Raw genomic sequence first — 19,293 nt, 5'->3', positions numbered from 1 at the left:
GCCGTTTGAGTTTCGTCCGGGAGAACCATCTGGCTTCGATCTGCTTTCTTCGCCGGACGATTTCCTTTTGGTTATTTCATCCCGGCGCTAGGCACCGGGTTATTCACATTAGACGCTTCCAGCGTCATAAAAACTTGCAATTGCAACATTGCAGGTCAATAAACTCGTCTTAACTTTGTAATTCAGTTCAGTATCCCGAAGGGATAAAATGTGACTAACCCCGGGTGAAACCCGGGGTTGATGTGCGGTAATTTAAAGGCGCAATCAGTAAGCTATTCATCGCACAATTGTTGTGTGCGCCTTGTAATCCGGCCATTTTTATGAAATGCTGTTAACAGACTTTCCTTTCATCCCTGTTGGTGATTCCATAAATCATGAATGTTTTTTATTGATCAGGCTTTTCCATTTGCTTAATAAGGTACCGTATCCTTATCTTTGAATAAAGATTAAAAGCATGAGTAAAAGTAAACAAGTTGAGCTGATAAATTCGATTCCTAAAGCCGAATTGCATGTACATATTGAAGGCACTTTTGAGCCGGAACTGATGTTTACCATTGCCGAAAGGAATGATATTCGGTTAAAATATAAATCAGTTGATGAGCTGCATGCGGCCTATCAATTCAATAACCTCCAGGAATTTTTGGATCTTTATTATGCAGGTGCGTATGTTTTGCTTTATGAGCGGGATTTCTACGATCTTACCTTAGCTTATCTGAAAAAGTGCTACGAAGATAAGGTGGTACATACCGAAATCTTTTTCGATCCGCAAACACACACCCAGCGCGGCGTTCCGTTTGAAAATATAATAAACGGCATTTTACAGGCCTGTATCGATGTCCGTAATGAGTGGGGCATAACTTACCGCCTTATTCCAAATTTTTTGCGTCACCTGAGTGAGGAGGATGCCATCAAGACGTTTAAGGAGTCGTTGCAGTTTGGCGAGTTATTTACAGCTTATGGACTCGATTCCAGCGAAAAAGGTCATCCACCGGCCAAGTTTAAAAAGGTGTTCGAAATGGTACGTGCCGAAGGATTCTTAACAGTTGCTCATGCCGGCGAAGAAGGACCTGCACAAAATGTTTGGGATGCAATAAATATGCTAAAGGTAGCGCGTATCGACCATGGAGTGCGTTCGATCGATGATCCCGAATTACTGAATGAACTGGCGCGTATTGAAATGCCGTTAACAGTTTGTCCGCTGTCGAACCTGAAGCTGAAAGTGGTGAATGATATGGTAGATCACCCTCTAAAAAAGCTTCTGGATCATAACATTGTTGCTACCGTTAACTCCGACGATCCGGCCTATTTTGGTGGTTATATGAATGCTAATTTCGTGTCAGTTGCTGAGACGCTTAATCTTTCAAGCGATGATATCGTAAAACTTGCAGCTAATTCGTTCAAAGCCAGTTTTCTTGCAGATGAAGAGAAGCAAAAGTGGCTGAATGAAATTGCTAAGTTAGAAATCTAACCAGGAATGGTGATTATGGCTGTATTTAAAAGTATTCACCCTTCGACTCCGCTCAGGGTGACTGTCAGTCTGAGCGGAGTCGAAGACTGATTTCATGTCTTTGTGGCTTCGTGGTTTTCCTACCGGTTATCAATCGTCTCCGGATTCAAATCATGATTCTGCATACGAAACCAGGCCATCTCTTCGTATTTCGTCCCCGGTTTTCCGTAGTTTGAAAACGGATCGATGCTAAGGCCACCACGTGGCAAAAATTTTCCCCAAACTTCAATGTACTTTGGATTCATCAAAGCAATCAGATCCTTCATTATAATATTGATACAATCCTCGTGAAAAGCGCCGTGGTTACGGAAACTAAACAGATAAAGTTTAAGGCTTTTGCTTTCTACCAGCTTTTCATCAGGAATATAGCTGAGGTAAATGGTAGCAAAATCGGGCTGCCCGGTAATGGGGCACAGACTGGTAAATTCGGGGCAGTTGAATTTTACCCAATAATCATTTTCAGGGTGTTTATTATCAAACGATTCCAATATATCAGGACGATAGTTAAAATCGTAATTCGTTTCGTTTCCCAGGTGTTTTAATTCGCTCATTGTTCTGTTATTTGTTGTCACACTGAGCGGAGTCGAAGTGTGCTATTCAGTCTTCGACTCCGCTCAGATTGACAGGTATTATTCCTTCAATCTCTTAATCCTTCTCTCCTTCAAATATTTTTCAAGCCCTTTATTCCGCAGCTCACAAGCCGGGCACTCGCCGCATCCTTTTCCCTTAACGCCATTGTAGCAGGTAACAGTTTCGTTTTGTACCAAATCAAAAACTCCAAGCTCATCGGCCAGTTGCCATATCTCGCTTTTGTTCTTCCACATCAGTGGTGTATGAATCTGATACGGATAATCCATCGACAGGTTCAGTGTTTCATTCAGCGACACGATAAAATCGTTCCGGCAATCGGGGTAGCCGCTAAAATCGGACTGACCCACACCCGTAACCAGATGGTGTATGTTATTCACTTTGGCAAAAATAGCAGCGTAGGTTAAAAACAACATATTCCGGCCTTCCACCAGCGTGTTGGGTGGCGTGTCTTCCGGTTTATTACGATCTACCTGCATGCTGTGGTGCGTTAATGAATTCCGGCTGAGTTGCGAGATCAGATCCATTGGAAAAACCTGCAAAGGTACACCGGCTTTTGCGGCAATTGTTTTTGCCGATTCCAGTTCAATGGCATGGCGCTGACCGTAGTTAAATGCAATGGCATAAACCTCGTCGAATTCGCGTTTGGCCCAAAACAGGCAGGTGGTAGAGTCCTGACCACCTGAAAAGACCACCAGTGCTTTTTTCTTGTCTGTAAAAGTCATTTTGCCTAAAGTGTATTAAAGCATTCTTGCATTAAAGCATTTCTGCATTCATAAATCAATCCCTCAGTTTTTCAGTCCCTCAGTCCTTCAAACTTCAATTTGAATGGGTTATACGAAACCTGGTAGTCATAGGTATCAATACCTTCCACTTTTTTCACTTTGCCAACCACCCAAATGGTAAGCGGAAGAACGGCAATTTCGTACACGGTTTTGATAATTGCCTGCGTTACGATCATGGTTAGTAGTGCGTTAACAGGAAAGATTCCGGCAAAAGCAATGGTAATAAAAATGGCCGAATCAGCTCCTTCTCCAACAAGTGTCGAAACAACTGCACGCAGCGAAAATCCTTTTCCTTTGGTAAGCACTTTGAATTTGCTCATTACATACGCATTCAGAAACGAGCCCATCAGATAGGCCAGCATACTGGCCGCTACAATACGCGGTGTACTGCCCAAAACGGTTGCAAAGGCATCCTGGTTTTCCCAGAAAGGTGCGGCATTTACCAAAATTGCCAGTGTAAAGAACAGTACGGCGAGCACATTTACTCCAAATCCTGCCCAAATAATGAGGCGGGTTTTTTGGTAACCCCACACTTCAACCAGCACATCGTTAATAATATATGCCAATGGGAAGATCAATACTCCGGCCGGGGCTGACCACGGACCGATCATCATAATTTTTGAAGCAAGAATGTTGGAAATCAATAAGCAGGTGGCGAAAAGAATACCTGCAAGCATAAACAGAACGGATACTTTATTCTTCATTTCTCTTGTTTTTTACGTGGTTATCAAGAACACGTGGTTAATACGCCGCGAAGATATAAAAAATTCAATATCAGAAAACGAGGGTTTTTTATTTTGGGAATAATGAAGCTCTAACAGGATGGGGTAGAAGCAGATCCTTTACCCCTTTGGCTGTCGCCATTTCCCCTCGGAAGGGGAAACAGCTTTGAAAAACTTTAGCAGATTATTTTACAGGTCCGGCTCAGAGCATGCTCCCCTTGCAAGGGGAGCTCCCGTAGGCTGACGGGTGAGGGGTAGGGGAAGAATGACCGAAGCAATCCCCAAAAGAGAATAGTTACCCTATTCACGAACCAAATACATTGTTTAGTGTTTTATATGCATGGTTAAACAAAAAATGTATAAAAAAACAATAGTTCAACACAGCTGGTATGTTTCGCTAATTCTGCTTAGCTTTATAATAAGCGGTTTGTTAACCGGCTGTTCAGGGCAAAAGCAAATGATAGACAATAGTGTGGTGAAGGAACTGGATCTCCAAAAGTACCTGGGAACATGGTACGAAATTGCCCGTTACGATCATCGCTTTGAGCGCGGAATGGTGGGCGTTACTGCTAATTACTCTTTGCGCCCCGACGGTAAAATTAAAGTAGTAAACAGCGGTTTCGAAAATACGCTGGATGGTGAATATTCTGAAGCGATAGGAAAAGCAAAAATTCCCGATCCGGAAAATGAACCGGCTAAACTAAAGGTCTCCTTTTTCTGGATATTCTATGGCGATTATTATGTGCTGGAGCTGGATGAGGATTACCAGTGGGCCGTGATTGGCAGTAGTACAGATAAATATTTGTGGATATTAAACCGTACTCCGCAAATGGCACCTGCAGTGTACAACGATTTGTTGAAGCGAATTGCAGATCGGGGATACGATACTTCAGCATTGATAAAAGTAAAACAAAAAGAAAACAGTTAAAGAGATGGCATTCTATCAATTTAAACGCGAACAATTTATAAAAAGCAGCATCAGCGAGGTGTGGGATTTTATATCCAGGCCGCAAAATCTGAAACGTATTACACCTTCTTACATGGGTTTTGATATTCGCACATCCGATTTACCCAATGTAGCTTACGAAGGGATGATCATCGCATACACGGTGCGGCCATTGTTGGGAATTCCAACTACCTGGGTAACCGAAATTACACATGTGGAACCGCAAAAATATTTTGTTGATGAGCAACGTGTTGGTCCATATAAACTCTGGCATCACGAACATCATATTGAGGCAGTTAAGGACGGTGTGTTAATGAAAGACATTGTGAGCTACAGTCCGCCGCTGGGTGTTCTTGGGCAGCTGGCCAATACACTGCTTATTAGCAAAAAACTGGAGGCGATTTTTGATTACCGAACAAAGGCTTTTGAGGAGATATTTCCGGGATAGATTGTGTTAAGAACCGAAATCTTCCAGGTAACAATCCGTTTTGCACTCCGACAATAATTCCTTAAATTATACCAATTGTTTTGAGAGTGAGCCTAAAGCGAAACTCTGAGATTATAATGGTTAATGTCGATAGTAAAGAGAAGAATCTTTGGGAATAAATGAAGCAAGGGTTCAGTTCAATTTTTAATCGGTATTATTCATCAGAAAATGTGTTGCTGATGCTGAAATTTTACATTCTAACCACTTTTATTTTCCTGTTTTTCACCTCGCCTTTGTTTGCCGGTGCGACATTTGTGCAACAGGATACCACACATACCGACACTACGCTGGTCGACCAGTTTCTGGGTTTGTTTCAGGAAAGCGATCTCGACCGGATTCCTGAAATCAAACGTTCGCGGAGGCAGCAGGTGGATGCACTGTTAAAATCCATACTGGAAGAACCCGGCAAGCTGCAGTTTAGCGGAGTGGCAACAGCATCGTTACAGGCACCGCTTGAAAATGAAACGGTATGGAAAGGGGTTGGCACGTTTGATATTTTTGCTTTTGTAAGTTTTGGGCCGTCGGCACTGTTGTTTTTCGACCTGGAAGCCGGAGGAGGAAAAGGCCCGGATGCTCTTATTCCTAATGTTTCGGTGTTGAATGCCGATGCGGGTGGTGGCGATGGTATAGGCGAGAAACTCATCGTATTGGAAGCCTGGACCGAATTTAAAATGTTGAAAGATATTTTCACAGTTACTTTTGGGAAGCTGGATCCAACAAACTATTTCGATAATAACCTGCATGCCAACGATGAAACCTCACAATTTATCAGCGGGGTGTTTGTTAATAACCCGGTTTTGCCGGTGGGAGTCAACAGTCCGGGAATTCGTTTTCGCACCACATTCGTAAAACGTTTTTATATTCAGTACGGGCATTTTATGGCCAACCCGCAGGAAGAGAATATTATGAAAAATCATCTGAAACTATTGGAAACAGGTATTAAGCTTTTTGCAGAAAGCGGATGGGAGGCCAATTTCAGAGTGTTCGGTCATGAACAACCTTTGGCCGGCGATAGTCGGGGATTTGGTATTTCTTTCGACCAGTTGATTGCCAACCACTTCACCATTTTTGGGCGTTATGGTGCCAACAGTAAGGAACTGGCCCAATGGCAAGGCATAAAAAATGCCTGGAGTGGAGGTGTTGGTTTCCGGCAATATATTATGAATCGTGAGCTCAAAGTCGGGCTGGCCTATGCCGAAACGCAAACAACAGCTTACGAAAATCCCGAGCAAATGGCCGAATTCTATTTCAGTACCCAACTCAATCGGTGGGTATTTATCTCGCCTCATGTGCAGTGGATTAAAACCTGGCGCTCCGAAGATTCTGAGCATTTTCTTGCAGGGCTACGAATTAATTTGAGCTACTAAAATTGTAAGCAGGAAAATATTTCACCGGACGGCAAACAAAAAGAAACTAAAAGGTCTTAAAATATATTAAGAAGGTTCTCGTTTTGTAAATACACAACAGTCATAATAAAATTAAAATTTATGAAAACAGGAAAAAGATTAGTTTTTGCACTGGCCCTGATGACGGCCATTTTTGTATCCTGCAGCGACGATGAGGATATGATTAACGACGGCGAATCGTTATTTGGTGTGCGTATTGAAGCGCTGAATACAGAATTTAGTTTACCGGTTCAGACTTCAATGAAATCTGTAACAATAGACGCTGAATCCATTGCCTGGGATTCGGCACACCTGGTGGTTTCCAGCATTAAGTTCGAGGCGGAATTAAAAAGTGTGGTTACCGGCGAAGACTCGATTGAAATTGAATACAAATGGTATGGCCCTCAGATGGTTGACCTGTTGAACAACGAACTTACCATGGGTAATTTTGTGCTTCAGCCGGGGTATTACGACGAAATTGAACTAAAAGTAAGCGGATTACAGGAAAATGCCGGCGACGACCCCGTGTTCTACCTTGCTGGAACTTATACCAACGACACCGGAACGACGCCAATTCTAGTGATGGTGAATCACGATGTATATTTTAAAACCGAAAAAGAAAACGTGGAAGTCACCGAAGAGGAAATCGATTTTACCTCAATCATTCAGCTTTATTTGGATGAACTGATGGCTGATGTGGATGTGCCCGATCTTGATAATGCAGCGTTGGTAGAGGGTGTGTTGCTGATATCATCTGATCACAATACCGGAATTTATCAAACCATTATCGGTAACCTGGAGCACGATCATCGCACGCATTACAAACACAAACATCACGACGATGACGATGAGCATGATGGTTATGATGATGATCACGACGGTCATGACGATGATTAAGGAATTATTCCAAAAAAAAGACGCCTGAAGAAATTTCCGCTTCAGGCGTCTTTTTTTCTGAAAGTCCTCATCTTTTTATGTGTATTGCCGTTTGAGTTTCGTCCGGGAGCACCATCTGGCTTCGATCTGCTTTCTTTGCAAGACGATTTCCCTTTGGTCATTTCATCCCGGCGCTACGCACCGGGTTATTCACATTCGACGCTTCCAGTGTCATAAAAAACTTGCAATTCCTACATTGCAGGTCTATAAACTCGCCTTAATTTTGTGATTCAGTTCAATATCCCGAAGGGATAAAATGTGACTAACCTCGGGTGAAACCCGGGGTTGGTGTGCGGTAATTTAAAGGCGCAATCAGTAAGCGATTCAACGCACAATCGTTTAATGCGCCTTGTAATCTGTCCATTTTTATGAAATGTAGTCAACAGGACTCACTTCCATCTCTGTTGGTGAGAATTGGGAATCATGCATGTTCATTTTATTCTGTCCACCCCGGATCGTATTTCAATTTGAATTCCCGAATCAGGTTAAAACCAAAATACAGGTTTCCATCGCCCCAACTACCGGTACTGTTGGTATAAACAGCCTGGTGAAACATCCTGTTGTTGTTCGATAAAACCAGTTGAAACAGGTGTCCTCCGGTGTCGAGGTCAACACCTAACGAAAGCGCATTGTCTCCCATAATATCTGAATTGAACGGAGCCAGGTATTCCAGGTTTGCAGATACTTTTTTAGAGATTCGAACCGAAGCTGCCGTTCCGAGTGTAAATACAGAAAGGTTTTCCCCAACATCATACAGATACCCGGTTTCTAAAAAGCCCGGCGAAAGATGCAAGGCAAATATGCCCATGGTTTTTGAGAGATGAAGTTGTGCATTCCACGACAATTTATCCGAAAAGTTGTCTGATGCTTCAGGGAAATAATCGCGAATTGTAGGTACAGAACTTCCAACACTTAACACTGCCGAAAAAGGAAAATCACTCTTTTGCTGAACCAACCGGTATTTCGCAAAAGCGTCGTAAGTTTTTAACCACGTACTGCGCCCCACACCAAGGTTAAAGTTATCGCCAAAGCCATACTCAAAACCCAGTCGCATAGAGGCAACATCAAGGCCAAATAATTCGTAAAGACCGCCGCTGATGTCGCCAAAACGGTGTTGGATCAGCAGTCGTAATTCACCGTCACCCGTCAGGTTGGCCGACTGGCCGTTTACAATACGCGTTCCCTGGAAAGCATTTTCAATCCCATTCTCTTCTTCCTGTCCCGAAACTGCACACGTAAGAATTACATGAAGCAGTAAAAACAAACTAATTCTTTTCATATTATTCGTTTAGCGTTTAATTTATTTTCTGATTTACAACCTGTCGTCATCCTATAGATAGATAATTAAATCCCTTGTGGTAACTTGGTTTCACTATCCTTTAGTCAATTGTGCACGCTGGTTTTGTAATAACGATTGTCCCTGAACCTTTCCTGCTATTGTAAACAAGTGAAAGGTATAAAGTGTTGAGAGTTATCATTTTTAGTTAACACTATTCTTGTTTTTCAAGCGTATCTTTCAACCATTTATTGGTCACACTTTTAGGCCGTATAATTGGTTGATTCAATCCCAGGGCAAGAACACTTTGGGCACAAAATCCAAGAACCCGGGAAAGGCCGAATAATACGGTATAAAAACTGTATTTTTTAATTCCGTAATGATAAAGCAGCGAACCGGAAATAGCATCTACGTTGGGATATGGATTGGCTACTTTTCCTCCTTTATAATCTTTTAAAATGTTGGGTACCACATAGTATAGTTTTTTTACGGTTTGCAGGTAAGCAGAATTGGGGCAGTACTTATTTCCAAATTCCATAAATGCTGAGAAGCGCGGATCGGTAATCCGAAGCACAGCATGTCCGTATCCCGGTATAACTCTTCCGTTTTCCAGTTCGTTATTGATGTAGGCGGTAATATCGTCGGTTGTTGGCGAATCGCCCAATTGAGCGTGAATACCTTGAATAAACTGCAGACATACCTGGTTTGCCAGTCCGTGTAATGGTCCGGCCAGTCCGTTAAGCCCGGCCGATGCCGCATAATAAATATTTGAAAGTGCAGAGTTCACTACCCTCGAGGTAAAGGCACTTACGTTTCCGCCCTCGTGGTCGCAGTGCAAAACCAAATAGAGCCTTAACAACTCTGAAAATGAACGCTCGGAATTTACACCTAACATTTGAGCAAGGTTGTTGCTCCAGTCGAGCCTCGGGCTGTAATCTATAGGCTGCTTTCCCAACAAATGAATACGATAAATAGCAGCGGCAATTGTCGGTAGTTTTGATAAAAGATTCAACGAATCTTCAAGGGTATATTCCCAGTACTGCGCTTTGGTCATTTCCGGAGTGCCGTAGTTTTGTTTAAATACCGACCGCCCTTCCATGGCCAGAATACACATGCTAAATAGGGTCATGGGGTGCATTTTTTTTGGCAGACTGCGAATAAACGACCACATAAACTTCGGAAGTTTCGATCTGGCGTTGATTTCTTCCCGCAATTCCGCCATTTCATCGTGATCGGGAAATTTTCCGGCACAGAGCAAATAAAATATTTCTTCAGGAAGTCGGTCTTCAAATTCCGGAATTGAATATTCGCTGATAAACAATCCTTTGTAAGGATCAACAAAAGATGTATTACACACCAGTGAAGTCATTCCCCGCATGCCACCCAGCAACTGTTTTACTTTAATTTCTCCAATCGTAGTATCTGCATGGTTTTTCAGAATATCGGTAATTTCCCCACCCAGAATTTCCTTTCGCTTGTTTACATTCTTTTTCAATAGTTCCATGGCTTACAATTTATCGACGAAAGTTTAGGCCACTCAATGAGCAGCCTAATCTTGCTGTCCGTTACATATTTATTTACTGAGATTTAAACGATATGGTTTCACATTCTGGCTTACTTGTAATCGTATACTCTTACATTAAAATCGGATAGAAATAGGAGCCTGCTTCAGATGAAGAAACGCTGTAGTAAAAAATTAAATAAAAAGGCCGGGGCTGTATAATTAAAATGAATACAGCCCCGGTATATAGAGATTCAATCTATTCAATAATAACTTGCTTCACTTCACTATGCATTCCATTGTGGAAATCCAGAAATTCTTCCTGACCGCCATAAATTTCCCATACTAACTTCCGATTAAGTTTTGTCTTATTTTGACCGGATAAAGCATTATAGGAACTGAAGAAATAGGTTTTGAAATTATTGGAAAGGCCATGTTTATCAGAATTATAATGAGTATAAAAGATCAAATATTCCAAGTATTCATGTTGGTCAATTTCTAATCTTTTGAATTTTGGGTCAAATAGGTTACTAACTCTGTTTTCCTGTTTATTTATAGCCATTGCATAGCTTGTAAATAATCGTCCTAGTTGTTTACTGGCAAGTTTCCCAATCTCCTCTTCATTTTGAAGTAAAGGCCGGGGCTGTATTTTCGATTCAGATACAGCCCCGGCCTCTACCTCATCTTTAATTTTTACTATTATGTGAAAATGATTGGGCAACAAGCAGTATGCAAGAATATCCATATAGTGCATTAGGTATCTTTCAATTAGCAAGAGGAAATAATGATAGTTTGGAGTTGTGAAAAAGATCTTTTCCCGATTGATTCCGCGGTTAAACAGATGGTAATAACCACCTCCCAAAAGTGGTGTCTTTGTTTTTATTGAAGGCATAATACCATGAAGATAAGCATTATATAAATTTTTGAAAGAGATTGGAGATAAACTTAACGGCCGGGGCTGTATATTTTAAATGAATACAGCCCCGGCCGTTATTTCAGAGTAGTGGTGGAATTACCAAATTTGCTTGGTTATTGCTCAAAATTCAACGACCAATCGGGTTGGAACCAACCTGTTACCACTTCCATTTTGCGGAGGTGTGGTTGTATATTGCCCCATAACTCGCTTAGTTTTTCTGAATGATTTTCCTGAAGTGTTGATTCCAGTTTGCGCATCGACAGCGGGTTCTCAGCCCGGTCCATAACGATCCAGCATGGCGAGTCGTAGCCCATGGAAACGGTATAGACGTCCCATTCCCAAGTCTCGTCTATGCTATCGAAAAAGTCAATGTATTGTTTTATAGCGTCTGCCATTTCTTTATCATGGCCGGATTTTAAATAGAAAAAGGTCCATTCGCAATACTTGTTGTCTGTTGTTTGACCGGCATAGTCGGCGGTGTGGTACGACAGGTCTTTATTCCAGTGAATAATCGTTTCGCGCGTAGTAGAAAGATCTCTGAATTTTTTGCTGGCATCGTAACCGCTGTCTTTCATTTTAGTGGTTAATTCGCCAACTTTTGCAAACACCTGGTCCAAAGCTGCAAAATTCTCGAAAGGTACTACCCAGTAAAATGAACTGACATCGGTGCTGTAAGTATACACCGGGACATCAAATTCAAATTTTTTCCACAGTTCAATTGCCTCCTGTTGAGCTTTGTTAAACGATGGCAGATCGGCAGGTTGTACAAACTCTTCAAATACTATAAAGTTCTCGGGCATGGCAGGTGTTTCCTGTGCTTGTAGCGAAACAATTCCCATAAAAAGGAAGAGACAAATAATAATTCCTGTTGTTTTCATTTGGTTAATTTTTTTTTGATTTACTCTTCTCTTTACGAAATCAGATTGAATTGGTTATCAATGTGTTTTGTGGTCAGTTCACCTTCTTCCAAAACACTTAAAGCCATTTCCATTAATCCTTCATCGTTAATCCTTCATCGTTAGTCCTTCATTCGTAGTTGTTTATCGAAATCATTTCGTAAAACGGATGATACGTGTAATTTTTGCAAAGAATTATGGGAAACTTGTTTAATGAGGATTCCGTTAAAGCCAAAATGAAGTTAACAGACTAAAAACTACCACTGCCATGTCATCAACATCTCGCTTATTTTACATCGATAACCTTCGCATTTTTCTAATCTGTTTGGTTGTATTGTTACATTTTAACATCACCTACGGAGCGCCGGGCGACTGGTACTACAATGAATCGGAAGCCGGTATGCCGGAAATGATACTTCAGGCCATGTTTAATATTACCAACCAGGCGTTTTTTATGGGCATGTTCTTTTTTATTTCGGCCTATTTTACTGCCGCTTCTATAAAACGAAAAACAACGGGCCGGTTTATAAAAGACCGCCTGGTACGCCTGGGAATTCCTTTGGTGGTTTTTTATTTTTTCCTGAATCCGTTAACCAATTTTATTCGCGATTATTTTATCAACCACCATGCTATAACTTTTACTGATTATCTCACCAATCCGCGTGCCTGGGGTTTTGGTCCCTTGTGGTTTGTTGAAACCCTTTTTATATTCACCCTGCTTTACCTGCCATTCAGTAAACTGAAATGGAACATTAAAATGAGTTTTCCCGGTACCGGAATGTTGGTGTTGGGAGCATTTATTGTTGGCTTAAGCCAGTATATTATCCGGCTGTGGCTGCCTGTGGGATGGAGTATGCCTTATACCAATTTACAGTTCCCGTTTTTTGTGCAGTACATTGTTATGCTGGTTTTTGGGGTTATCGCCTACAACAACAACTGGCTCGAAGCCATTAGCTTTAAAAGTGCCAAACGCTGGTTTATTTTTGGGCAGGTAATGATCTGGGTAGCGCTGCCTGTAGTGCTGTATGTTGGTGGAAAGGAAAAAGGTATTGAGGCTTTTGTGGGAGGTGCAACCTGGCAGAGTTTTGTCTGGGCCATTTGGGAGCAATTGGTTTGTGTGGCCATGATCATCGGACTGTTTGGCCTGGCAAAAAGATATTTCAATAAACAAGGTGTTTTGGCACATCAACTTTCCGGCAGTGCATACGGCGTTTTTATTTTTCATGCACCCATAATTGTGGCATTAAGTGCCCTTTTTGTGGATTGGCAAAACATCAATCAATTGCTGAAGTTAGTAGTGCTGGCACCGCTGGCCCTGGTGGTTTGTTTTGCACTGGCCTGGCTCATCCGACAAGTTCCGGGAGTGAAAAAAGTGGTGTAAATTCACGTAATAAAACCAGAATCTTTAAGACGAATAAGCTTATTTTTTTTACGAATACAAACCATGCTGAAACGCCTATTTTACTTTGTACTGTTGGGTTTTATTGCCGGATGCAGTAATCCCGGCGGAGAACTTCTTTTTATCGAACCCAAAGAAACAGATGCCTTTCAATACCCCTATTTCTTGTTTATACCGAAGGGGGTATCAATGGATGAAAAGGCTTTTGTGTTAATAGAACCCAATAATTCGGGATTTGCCGACGATGATCTGCAAAATCATATTGAAAAGGCCAAACGGACCGCAACGAAAGACTTTTATCTTGGAAATTATGTAGCCCGAAAACTTAACTGCCCGCTTCTGGTTCCGGTGTTTCCCCGCTCAAAAACAAACTGGAAGATCTATACCCATGCCCTCGACCGCGATGTGATGTTGCAGGAGGAACAACCCTTAAAAAGAATCGATCTGCAGCTTATCGAAATGTATAAACATGCGCAAAACCAGCTTATCGATAAAGGAATTGCGTCGCACGATCAGTTTTTGCTAAGCGGATTTTCTGCCTCAGCAACTTTTGCCAACCGTTTTACCCTGCTTCATCCCGATCGTGTTCGAGCAGTGGCAGCCGGAGGACTCAATGGCTTGTTAATGCTTCCCGAAAACAGCCTTGATGAGGAAATACTAAACTATCCGATTGGCACCAACGACATGAAAGAATTAACCGGTAGTGCTTTTCAGAAAGAAACCTTTTTAAATACACCACAGTTTTATTTTATGGGGCAGCTCGACGATAACGATGCGGTGCCCTACGACGATGCTTTTTCGCAAGCAGAACGGGAACAGATCTTTAAACTGCTGGGCGAACAGATGCTTCCCAAACGATGGAAAACGTGTAGCCGGCTGTATCAGAATGCAGGTGTAAATGCCGACATCAGGCTTTACGAAAACATCGGGCATGAACAGCCTCAGGAGGTAAAAGAAGATGTTGTGGCATTTTTTAATGCGATTCTGCAGTAGGAAGTGAGTTTGGTGTAGATTGTTTCTTTGCCAAGCGCCAGACTGTACACCTTTTCGATATGATTTTAAGCAATCTTCCTTAACAACCCATTAACCTCACATCCATGATCGCCAGCAACTTTTTTGTTATTTTTGAGAAAAACCATTTTAAAATCTCATCATGAAGAATCGACTACTTCTAGCCGTATTTACATTTATTTTAGTAAGCTGTTCGCAGCAAAAAGGAAACAACTGGCCGCAATACCTTGGCCCCGACAGAAATGCCACAATCACCGATGCAGGAATACTGCGCCAGTGGCCCGAGAATGGCCCGGATAAAGTCTGGGAATTCCCGCTGGGACCCGGATTTGGCGGAGCTGCTGTGTATAACAACGAGGTGTTTGTTCTTGATCGCATAAAAGGTGAAAGCGATGTGTTACGCTGCATCGATCTGGAAACAGGAACCGAAAAGTGGAACTTTACCTACGCGGCTGAGGGCGAATTGCCTTATCCGGGTTCGCGTGCAGTACCGGTGGTTGACGATAACTATGTGTGGAGTGTTGGTCCGCACGGGCACTTTCATTGTATCGACAAAAAAACACAACAATCCGTTTGGTCGCATAACCTGCTGACAGATTATGGTGGCGAGCTCGACAACTGGGGATTTTCGGCATCACCAATTGTCACCGGCGATTTGGTAATTGTAGCTCCGCAAGGCGAAAAAGCCGGGGTGGTAGCTTACAACAAACTCAGTGGCGAGGTAGTTTGGGAAAGCCGACGTTTAACAGGCTACCGTTTTCATGTGTCGCCGATTTTGGGCAACTATGGTGGTGTTGAACAGGTGATTATGACCAGCTCGTGTGTAAAAGGCGACGGATTTACCACCGACGAGGTAGTGTCCTTCGAAGTACAAACCGGTAAAGAATTGTGGAGCTACAAAGGCTTCGATTCGTTTGCCTGTATTGCGCCTCCGGTTGCGGTTGACGATACCCATTTGCTGCTCACCTCGTGTGCTTACAAAGACGCGTACGATCCGGTAACTATAATGCTGCAAGTAAATAAGGAGGACGAAACATTCAGCTTTAACGAACTTTTCCGCACCGAAGAGGCCGGGTGTAAAATGCATCCTCCGGTGGTTATCGGCGAGCATATTTACCTGAACAACAACCACCGTGTAAACGAAATGTCGTGTTTAAACTGGCAGGGTGAAAGCTGCTGGCCCGAGAAATCAGCACCGGGTTTCGAGTTGGGAGCCATCATCATGATCGACGGAATGATTATTAACCAAAACGGTAAAAACGGCGATCTGCACCTTATCGAGCCCACACCCGAAGGCTACAAAGAAGTAGGTAAAGCCTCGTTTTTCACGATGAAAGGGTCGCAAGCCTGGTCGCCAATGGCCTATGCCAATGGCAAACTATTGGCCCGCGACAACGAGAAGCTTGTTTGTGTGCAGCTGAAGGAAAGCTAGGCTTATAAAACTCAATGTAGGTTAGATTGCTTCACCTCCTTCGTCGTCTAGCAATGACGAATGTGTTAGGGATTATTGGGCAGCGGACAGTAGACTATCATGCCGGGATGAACATGTTCAATGTCCGCTGCCATATGTAAACTTCAAATCTTGTCATTACGAGGGAGGAACGAACGAAGTAATCTCTTTTCAACTCATTAATTAGTATTAGTGGTCTTTCGATTCTCTTCCGCCTCTGAAAGGGGAACTCATCCTCCTGCTTTAAAGCTACCCTTTATACACATCTTTTTCTGATTTAAATTTCGTCCGGGAGTACCAATTAGTTTCGATCATTTTCTTTTGCCGGACGATTCAAATCATATCATCATGACCCGGGGCGACGTAATTCGTTGAATTACTTTGCCCTGGGCTCAAATATTACGCACTTTCAGCGCTTATTCTTTTAATCAAATAAATTATCGGGTTGAAAGTCCGTATTAATTCAGCCCCGGGCAAACTCCCGATTCATCGGGAAAGTGCCGCCCGGGGTTAATGGGAAGTATTAACAAAGGCGCAAATAGAAAAGTCAATTGAAAATGAAACCTGGCATGCGCCTCAGTTAGAATTCCTTTTACAGAAATTATTAATAAAATATTTGTGTATAAAGGGTAGTTTCAAAAGGAGGAGGTCCGTCAGCTGACGGATCGGAGGATTTGTGTGTCAGCGTACTGCCAGTTGATCTTTTTATTGTATCTGTCAATCGCTTTTACCCCTTGCTGCAAACGAAGGGCAGGGGTAGGGAGTGAAACCACCACAGCAATCCTCCTGAATACCACTTTCGTCGATCCGGTGCTCGTATAGGTCGTATTTATTTGTCGATCTGACTCAAAATGTCCTACCTTTTAACGCAAAGAAGAAACGATGAACATTTTAATTGTTGGAGCAAGCGGCGCAACAGGGCGGCTGCTGGTAAAAGATTTATTGGATCGCGGAGAAACAGTAACAGCCGTTGTGCGGTCGACGGAAAAACTAAGTACGCTACTGCACAATAAGAACCTGAAAGTAGTTGAGGCTCCTGTGCTGGAGCTTAGTGATAAAACGATGGCCGGATTGGTTCGCGACTGCGATGCCGTAGTTTCATGTCTGGGGCACAACATCACCTTTAAAGGTATGTACGGAAAACCGCGCCGCCTGGTAACAGATGCCGTGCGCCGCCTGTGTGCAGCTATTGAGGTGAATAAACCACCAAAGCCGGTGAAGTTTATATTGATGAATACCTCCGGCAACCAAAACCGCGATCTGAATGAGCCCCTTGTTTCGGCTGAAAAATTCGCGATTTCACTGCTACGTGTACTGGCGCCTCCTTTTACCGATAATATACAGGCCGCCGAATACCTCAGGACGCAAATCGGGCAGCACCACCCGCTGATTGAATGGACAGCAGTACGCCCCGACAGCCTGATCGACGAGGACAGAGTAAGCCCCTACGAAATCCATCCTTCACCTATACGAAGTGCTGTTTTAAATCCCGGAAAAGTAAGCCGCATAAACGTAGCCCGTTTTATGGCCGAACTCATTTGCGACAACAACACCTGGAAAAGCTGGAAAGGACAAATGCCGCTTATCTACAGCCGCGAACCGGAAACCAATTAACAGGCTTCTTCATCGCTGCCGCGCGAATCCTTACTACCCATCGTTCCTACTACCCCTCGTTTGTAACGAGGGGTGGACGGTTTTTCGTTTGTAACGAAGCAACCAATTAATATTCAGTTTGTACGGAAACCAGACCTTCTTCTCCGGCATAATCAACAGCGGAACTAAATAAATATTCGTGTGCTTGAGCAACAATTAAAGCTTTTACCGGATTTTCATGAATATAATTAATGCGTTGATCTACCTTATCTGTAGTGTCAAGAAGAACTGCATGATTTGTTTCCTGCCAGAATTTATATTTTTTAATTCTGTTATCAAACTTACCCGCCAGTTCAAAACGGTAAAGCAACCAGTCTTTTCTGCTTTCGGGTATCTCCTTAATTAGTTTTACAATTGCCTTCGACGTGAATTTTTTAAAATCCCTGATAGTATCACTAATTCTAAATCCCTCTTGTGCACTACACACTAAATGCAGATGATTAGACATAAGCACCCAGGCATACAAGGTCAGGCCTTTATTCGCAATACAGTAATTTAGAGAATTAACAATTTCCAGTTTATATTCTTTTCGTGAAAATATATCTACCCAATCGGTAACAGTAAAGGTTAGAAAATAAGGCGCATTTTGGTTTTCAATGAAGTAATTGTCTGCAGGCATTTTTATTTAAAGTTACGTATTTCTTTGTGTCGATACAATCGACATTGAGTTAGCCCCTCGTTGCAATCGAGGGGCAGTGCAGTGCAGAGTAGAAATTTTTGATTTCACATGGCTTTTTTCGTTTCTTTATAAGGAAAATCAACTAAAACCAAATTATGCGTTTAAGCCTGCTCCTTTATTTACTGCCAGCCCTGTTGCTGTTAGGCTCGTGCACTTCCAACGAAATTGCTCAGTGGCGTGGCCCCGGCCGAAATGGTATTTACCCCGACAAAAACCTGTTAAAAGAATGGCCGGCCGATGGCCCTAAACTTGAGCTTTCCATAGACAATGTTGGTAAAGGTTTGTCGCAGCCGCTGGTTTACAACAACAAAATTTACATTACAGGCATAAAACACGACACCTTAGATGTGCTTTCGGTTTACGATTGGCAAGGGAGCTTACTTTGGGAAAAAGATTTTAGCCGGTCGTGGCCGCGTACCTATCCCGAGTCGCGCGGAACCCCAACAATTGAAGACAACCGCATTTACCTGATTGGTGGCGATGCGGCTTTGGTGTGTTTAAATGCCCGCAACGGCGAGCTGATCTGGAAACAAAATCCACACAGTAGTTTTTCGGGGAAATACCAATACTGGGGAATCGTTGAATCGGTATTGCTAACCGACAATGCAGCCTTATATGTTACCGGGGGCGAAGAAACTACCGTGGTGGCTTACCATAAAAAAACGGGCGAGCTCTTGTGGAAAAGCCTTAGCACCGGAGGGCCAAAATCATACGCTTCGTCGGCCCTGGTTGAGTGGGGAGGTTTACAAATAGCACTGATACAAACCGCAAACGATATTATTGGCATCGATGTGAGTAATGGCGATGTGCTTTGGACCTGCAACACCATACAATACCACACCAAAAAGGGAGCAGGCGAAGCCGCCAATACACCACTGTTTTATAATGGCGAGCTGTTTATTACCTACGGAAACGACCAGCCGGGGATGCTTTTTACACTTGCCGACGATGCCCGAAGCATTAGCTTAAAATGGACAAACGATATACTGGATACCCACCACGGAGGACTGGTTTTGCTCGATGGTGTTATTTATGCCTCGAATATGATTGACAACACTCGAGGCAACTGGGCTGCGGTTGACTGGCAAAGCGGCCAAACCCTGTGGGAAGAAAAATGGCATACCAAAGGTTCGGTAATTGCTGCCGATGGCATGCT

General features: G+C 42.9%; 18 protein-coding genes. 10 read left to right on the top strand and 8 right to left on the bottom strand.

All coding sequences use genetic code 11. The features are described 5' to 3' along the window. Positions 1–454: 454 nt before the first annotated feature. The gene (locus ABZB17_RS09200; RefSeq protein WP_372649618.1) at positions 455–1,468 is read left to right on the top strand and encodes an adenosine deaminase; all 1,014 of its coding nucleotides are present in this window, start codon (positions 455–457) and stop codon (positions 1,466–1,468) included. Between the two features lie 119 nt (positions 1,469–1,587). Here ABZB17_RS09200 and queF read toward each other — a convergent pair whose 3' ends face one another. From queF to ABZB17_RS09185, 3 genes are all read right to left on the bottom strand, one after another. After that, on the bottom strand, positions 1,588–2,058 hold the full coding sequence (gene queF, locus ABZB17_RS09195) for a preQ(1) synthase (protein ID WP_372649617.1): 471 nt from the start codon (positions 2,056–2,058) through the stop codon (positions 1,588–1,590). A 78-nt stretch (positions 2,059–2,136) separates the two neighbouring features. Continuing rightward, positions 2,137–2,820 carry a 7-cyano-7-deazaguanine synthase QueC gene (gene queC, locus ABZB17_RS09190; protein WP_372649615.1) on the bottom strand — a complete coding sequence of 228 codons (684 nt, stop codon included), beginning with the start codon at positions 2,818–2,820 and terminating at the stop codon, positions 2,137–2,139. 71 nt (positions 2,821–2,891) lie between these two features. After that, positions 2,892–3,584: a queuosine precursor transporter gene (locus ABZB17_RS09185; protein ID WP_372649613.1), complete on the bottom strand. Its 693-nt coding sequence runs from the start codon at positions 3,582–3,584 to the stop codon at positions 2,892–2,894. A 373-nt stretch (positions 3,585–3,957) separates the two neighbouring features. Here ABZB17_RS09185 and ABZB17_RS09180 point away from each other — a divergent pair, with 373 nt between their 5' ends. The 4 genes from ABZB17_RS09180 to ABZB17_RS09165 all read left to right on the top strand — a co-directional run bounded on the left by ABZB17_RS09180 (position 3,958) and on the right by ABZB17_RS09165 (position 7,317). Further along, positions 3,958–4,530, top strand: coding sequence for a lipocalin family protein (locus ABZB17_RS09180; protein WP_372649611.1), 573 nt, complete (start codon positions 3,958–3,960; stop codon positions 4,528–4,530). A gap of 4 nt (positions 4,531–4,534) precedes the next feature. Then, positions 4,535–4,996, top strand: coding sequence for an SRPBCC family protein (locus ABZB17_RS09175; RefSeq protein WP_372649609.1), 462 nt, complete (start codon positions 4,535–4,537; stop codon positions 4,994–4,996). A 218-nt stretch (positions 4,997–5,214) separates the two neighbouring features. After that, on the top strand, positions 5,215–6,402 hold the full coding sequence (locus ABZB17_RS09170) for a carbohydrate porin (protein WP_372649607.1): 1,188 nt from the start codon (positions 5,215–5,217) through the stop codon (positions 6,400–6,402). A gap of 120 nt (positions 6,403–6,522) precedes the next feature. Then, positions 6,523–7,317 carry a hypothetical protein gene (locus ABZB17_RS09165; protein WP_372649605.1) on the top strand — a complete coding sequence of 265 codons (795 nt, stop codon included), beginning with the start codon at positions 6,523–6,525 and terminating at the stop codon, positions 7,315–7,317. A gap of 475 nt (positions 7,318–7,792) precedes the next feature. Here ABZB17_RS09165 and ABZB17_RS09160 read toward each other — a convergent pair whose 3' ends face one another. From ABZB17_RS09160 to ABZB17_RS09145, 4 genes are all read right to left on the bottom strand, one after another. Then, positions 7,793–8,635: a DUF5777 family beta-barrel protein gene (locus ABZB17_RS09160; RefSeq protein WP_372649603.1), complete on the bottom strand. Its 843-nt coding sequence runs from the start codon at positions 8,633–8,635 to the stop codon at positions 7,793–7,795. A 211-nt stretch (positions 8,636–8,846) separates the two neighbouring features. Continuing rightward, positions 8,847–10,136 (bottom strand): citrate (Si)-synthase, encoded by a 1,290-nt coding sequence (locus tag ABZB17_RS09155; RefSeq protein ID WP_372649601.1) that lies wholly within the window; start codon positions 10,134–10,136, stop codon positions 8,847–8,849. Between the two features lie 256 nt (positions 10,137–10,392). Then, positions 10,393–11,025: a transposase gene (locus tag ABZB17_RS09150; protein ID WP_372649599.1), complete on the bottom strand. Its 633-nt coding sequence runs from the start codon at positions 11,023–11,025 to the stop codon at positions 10,393–10,395. Positions 11,026–11,162: 137 nt separating this feature from the next. Then, positions 11,163–11,927, bottom strand: a complete 765-nt coding sequence (locus tag ABZB17_RS09145) for a hypothetical protein (protein ID WP_372649597.1) — start codon at positions 11,925–11,927, stop codon at positions 11,163–11,165. 286 nt (positions 11,928–12,213) lie between these two features. Between ABZB17_RS09145 and ABZB17_RS09140 the strand changes: the two genes are divergently transcribed. From ABZB17_RS09140 to ABZB17_RS09125, 4 genes are all read left to right on the top strand, one after another. Continuing rightward, positions 12,214–13,326 carry an acyltransferase family protein gene (locus ABZB17_RS09140; RefSeq protein ID WP_372649595.1) on the top strand — a complete coding sequence of 371 codons (1,113 nt, stop codon included), beginning with the start codon at positions 12,214–12,216 and terminating at the stop codon, positions 13,324–13,326. A 63-nt stretch (positions 13,327–13,389) separates the two neighbouring features. Next, entirely contained in the window at positions 13,390–14,337 is a 948-nt protein-coding gene (locus ABZB17_RS09135; RefSeq protein ID WP_372649593.1) for a hypothetical protein, read from the top strand. A gap of 160 nt (positions 14,338–14,497) precedes the next feature. Next, entirely contained in the window at positions 14,498–15,787 is a 1,290-nt protein-coding gene (locus tag ABZB17_RS09130; protein WP_372649591.1) for a PQQ-binding-like beta-propeller repeat protein, read from the top strand. A 900-nt stretch (positions 15,788–16,687) separates the two neighbouring features. Further along, positions 16,688–17,419, top strand: coding sequence for an NAD(P)-dependent oxidoreductase (locus ABZB17_RS09125; RefSeq protein WP_372649589.1), 732 nt, complete (start codon positions 16,688–16,690; stop codon positions 17,417–17,419). A 106-nt stretch (positions 17,420–17,525) separates the two neighbouring features. On the opposite strand, the gene ABZB17_RS09120 is transcribed toward ABZB17_RS09125, so the two are convergent. Further along, positions 17,526–18,077, bottom strand: coding sequence for a transposase (locus tag ABZB17_RS09120; protein ID WP_372649587.1), 552 nt, complete (start codon positions 18,075–18,077; stop codon positions 17,526–17,528). A gap of 155 nt (positions 18,078–18,232) precedes the next feature. Here ABZB17_RS09120 and ABZB17_RS09115 point away from each other — a divergent pair. Next, positions 18,233–19,293: PQQ-binding-like beta-propeller repeat protein (locus tag ABZB17_RS09115; protein ID WP_372649585.1), on the top strand; the 1,061-nt coding region annotated here is incomplete at its 3' end.

Source organism: Draconibacterium sp. (assembly GCF_041583095.1).
GTDB lineage: Bacteria > Bacteroidota > Bacteroidia > Bacteroidales > Prolixibacteraceae > Draconibacterium.
Note: the sequence above shows the minus strand (reverse complement) of the source record. Positions and strands in the feature narration are given on the sequence as shown.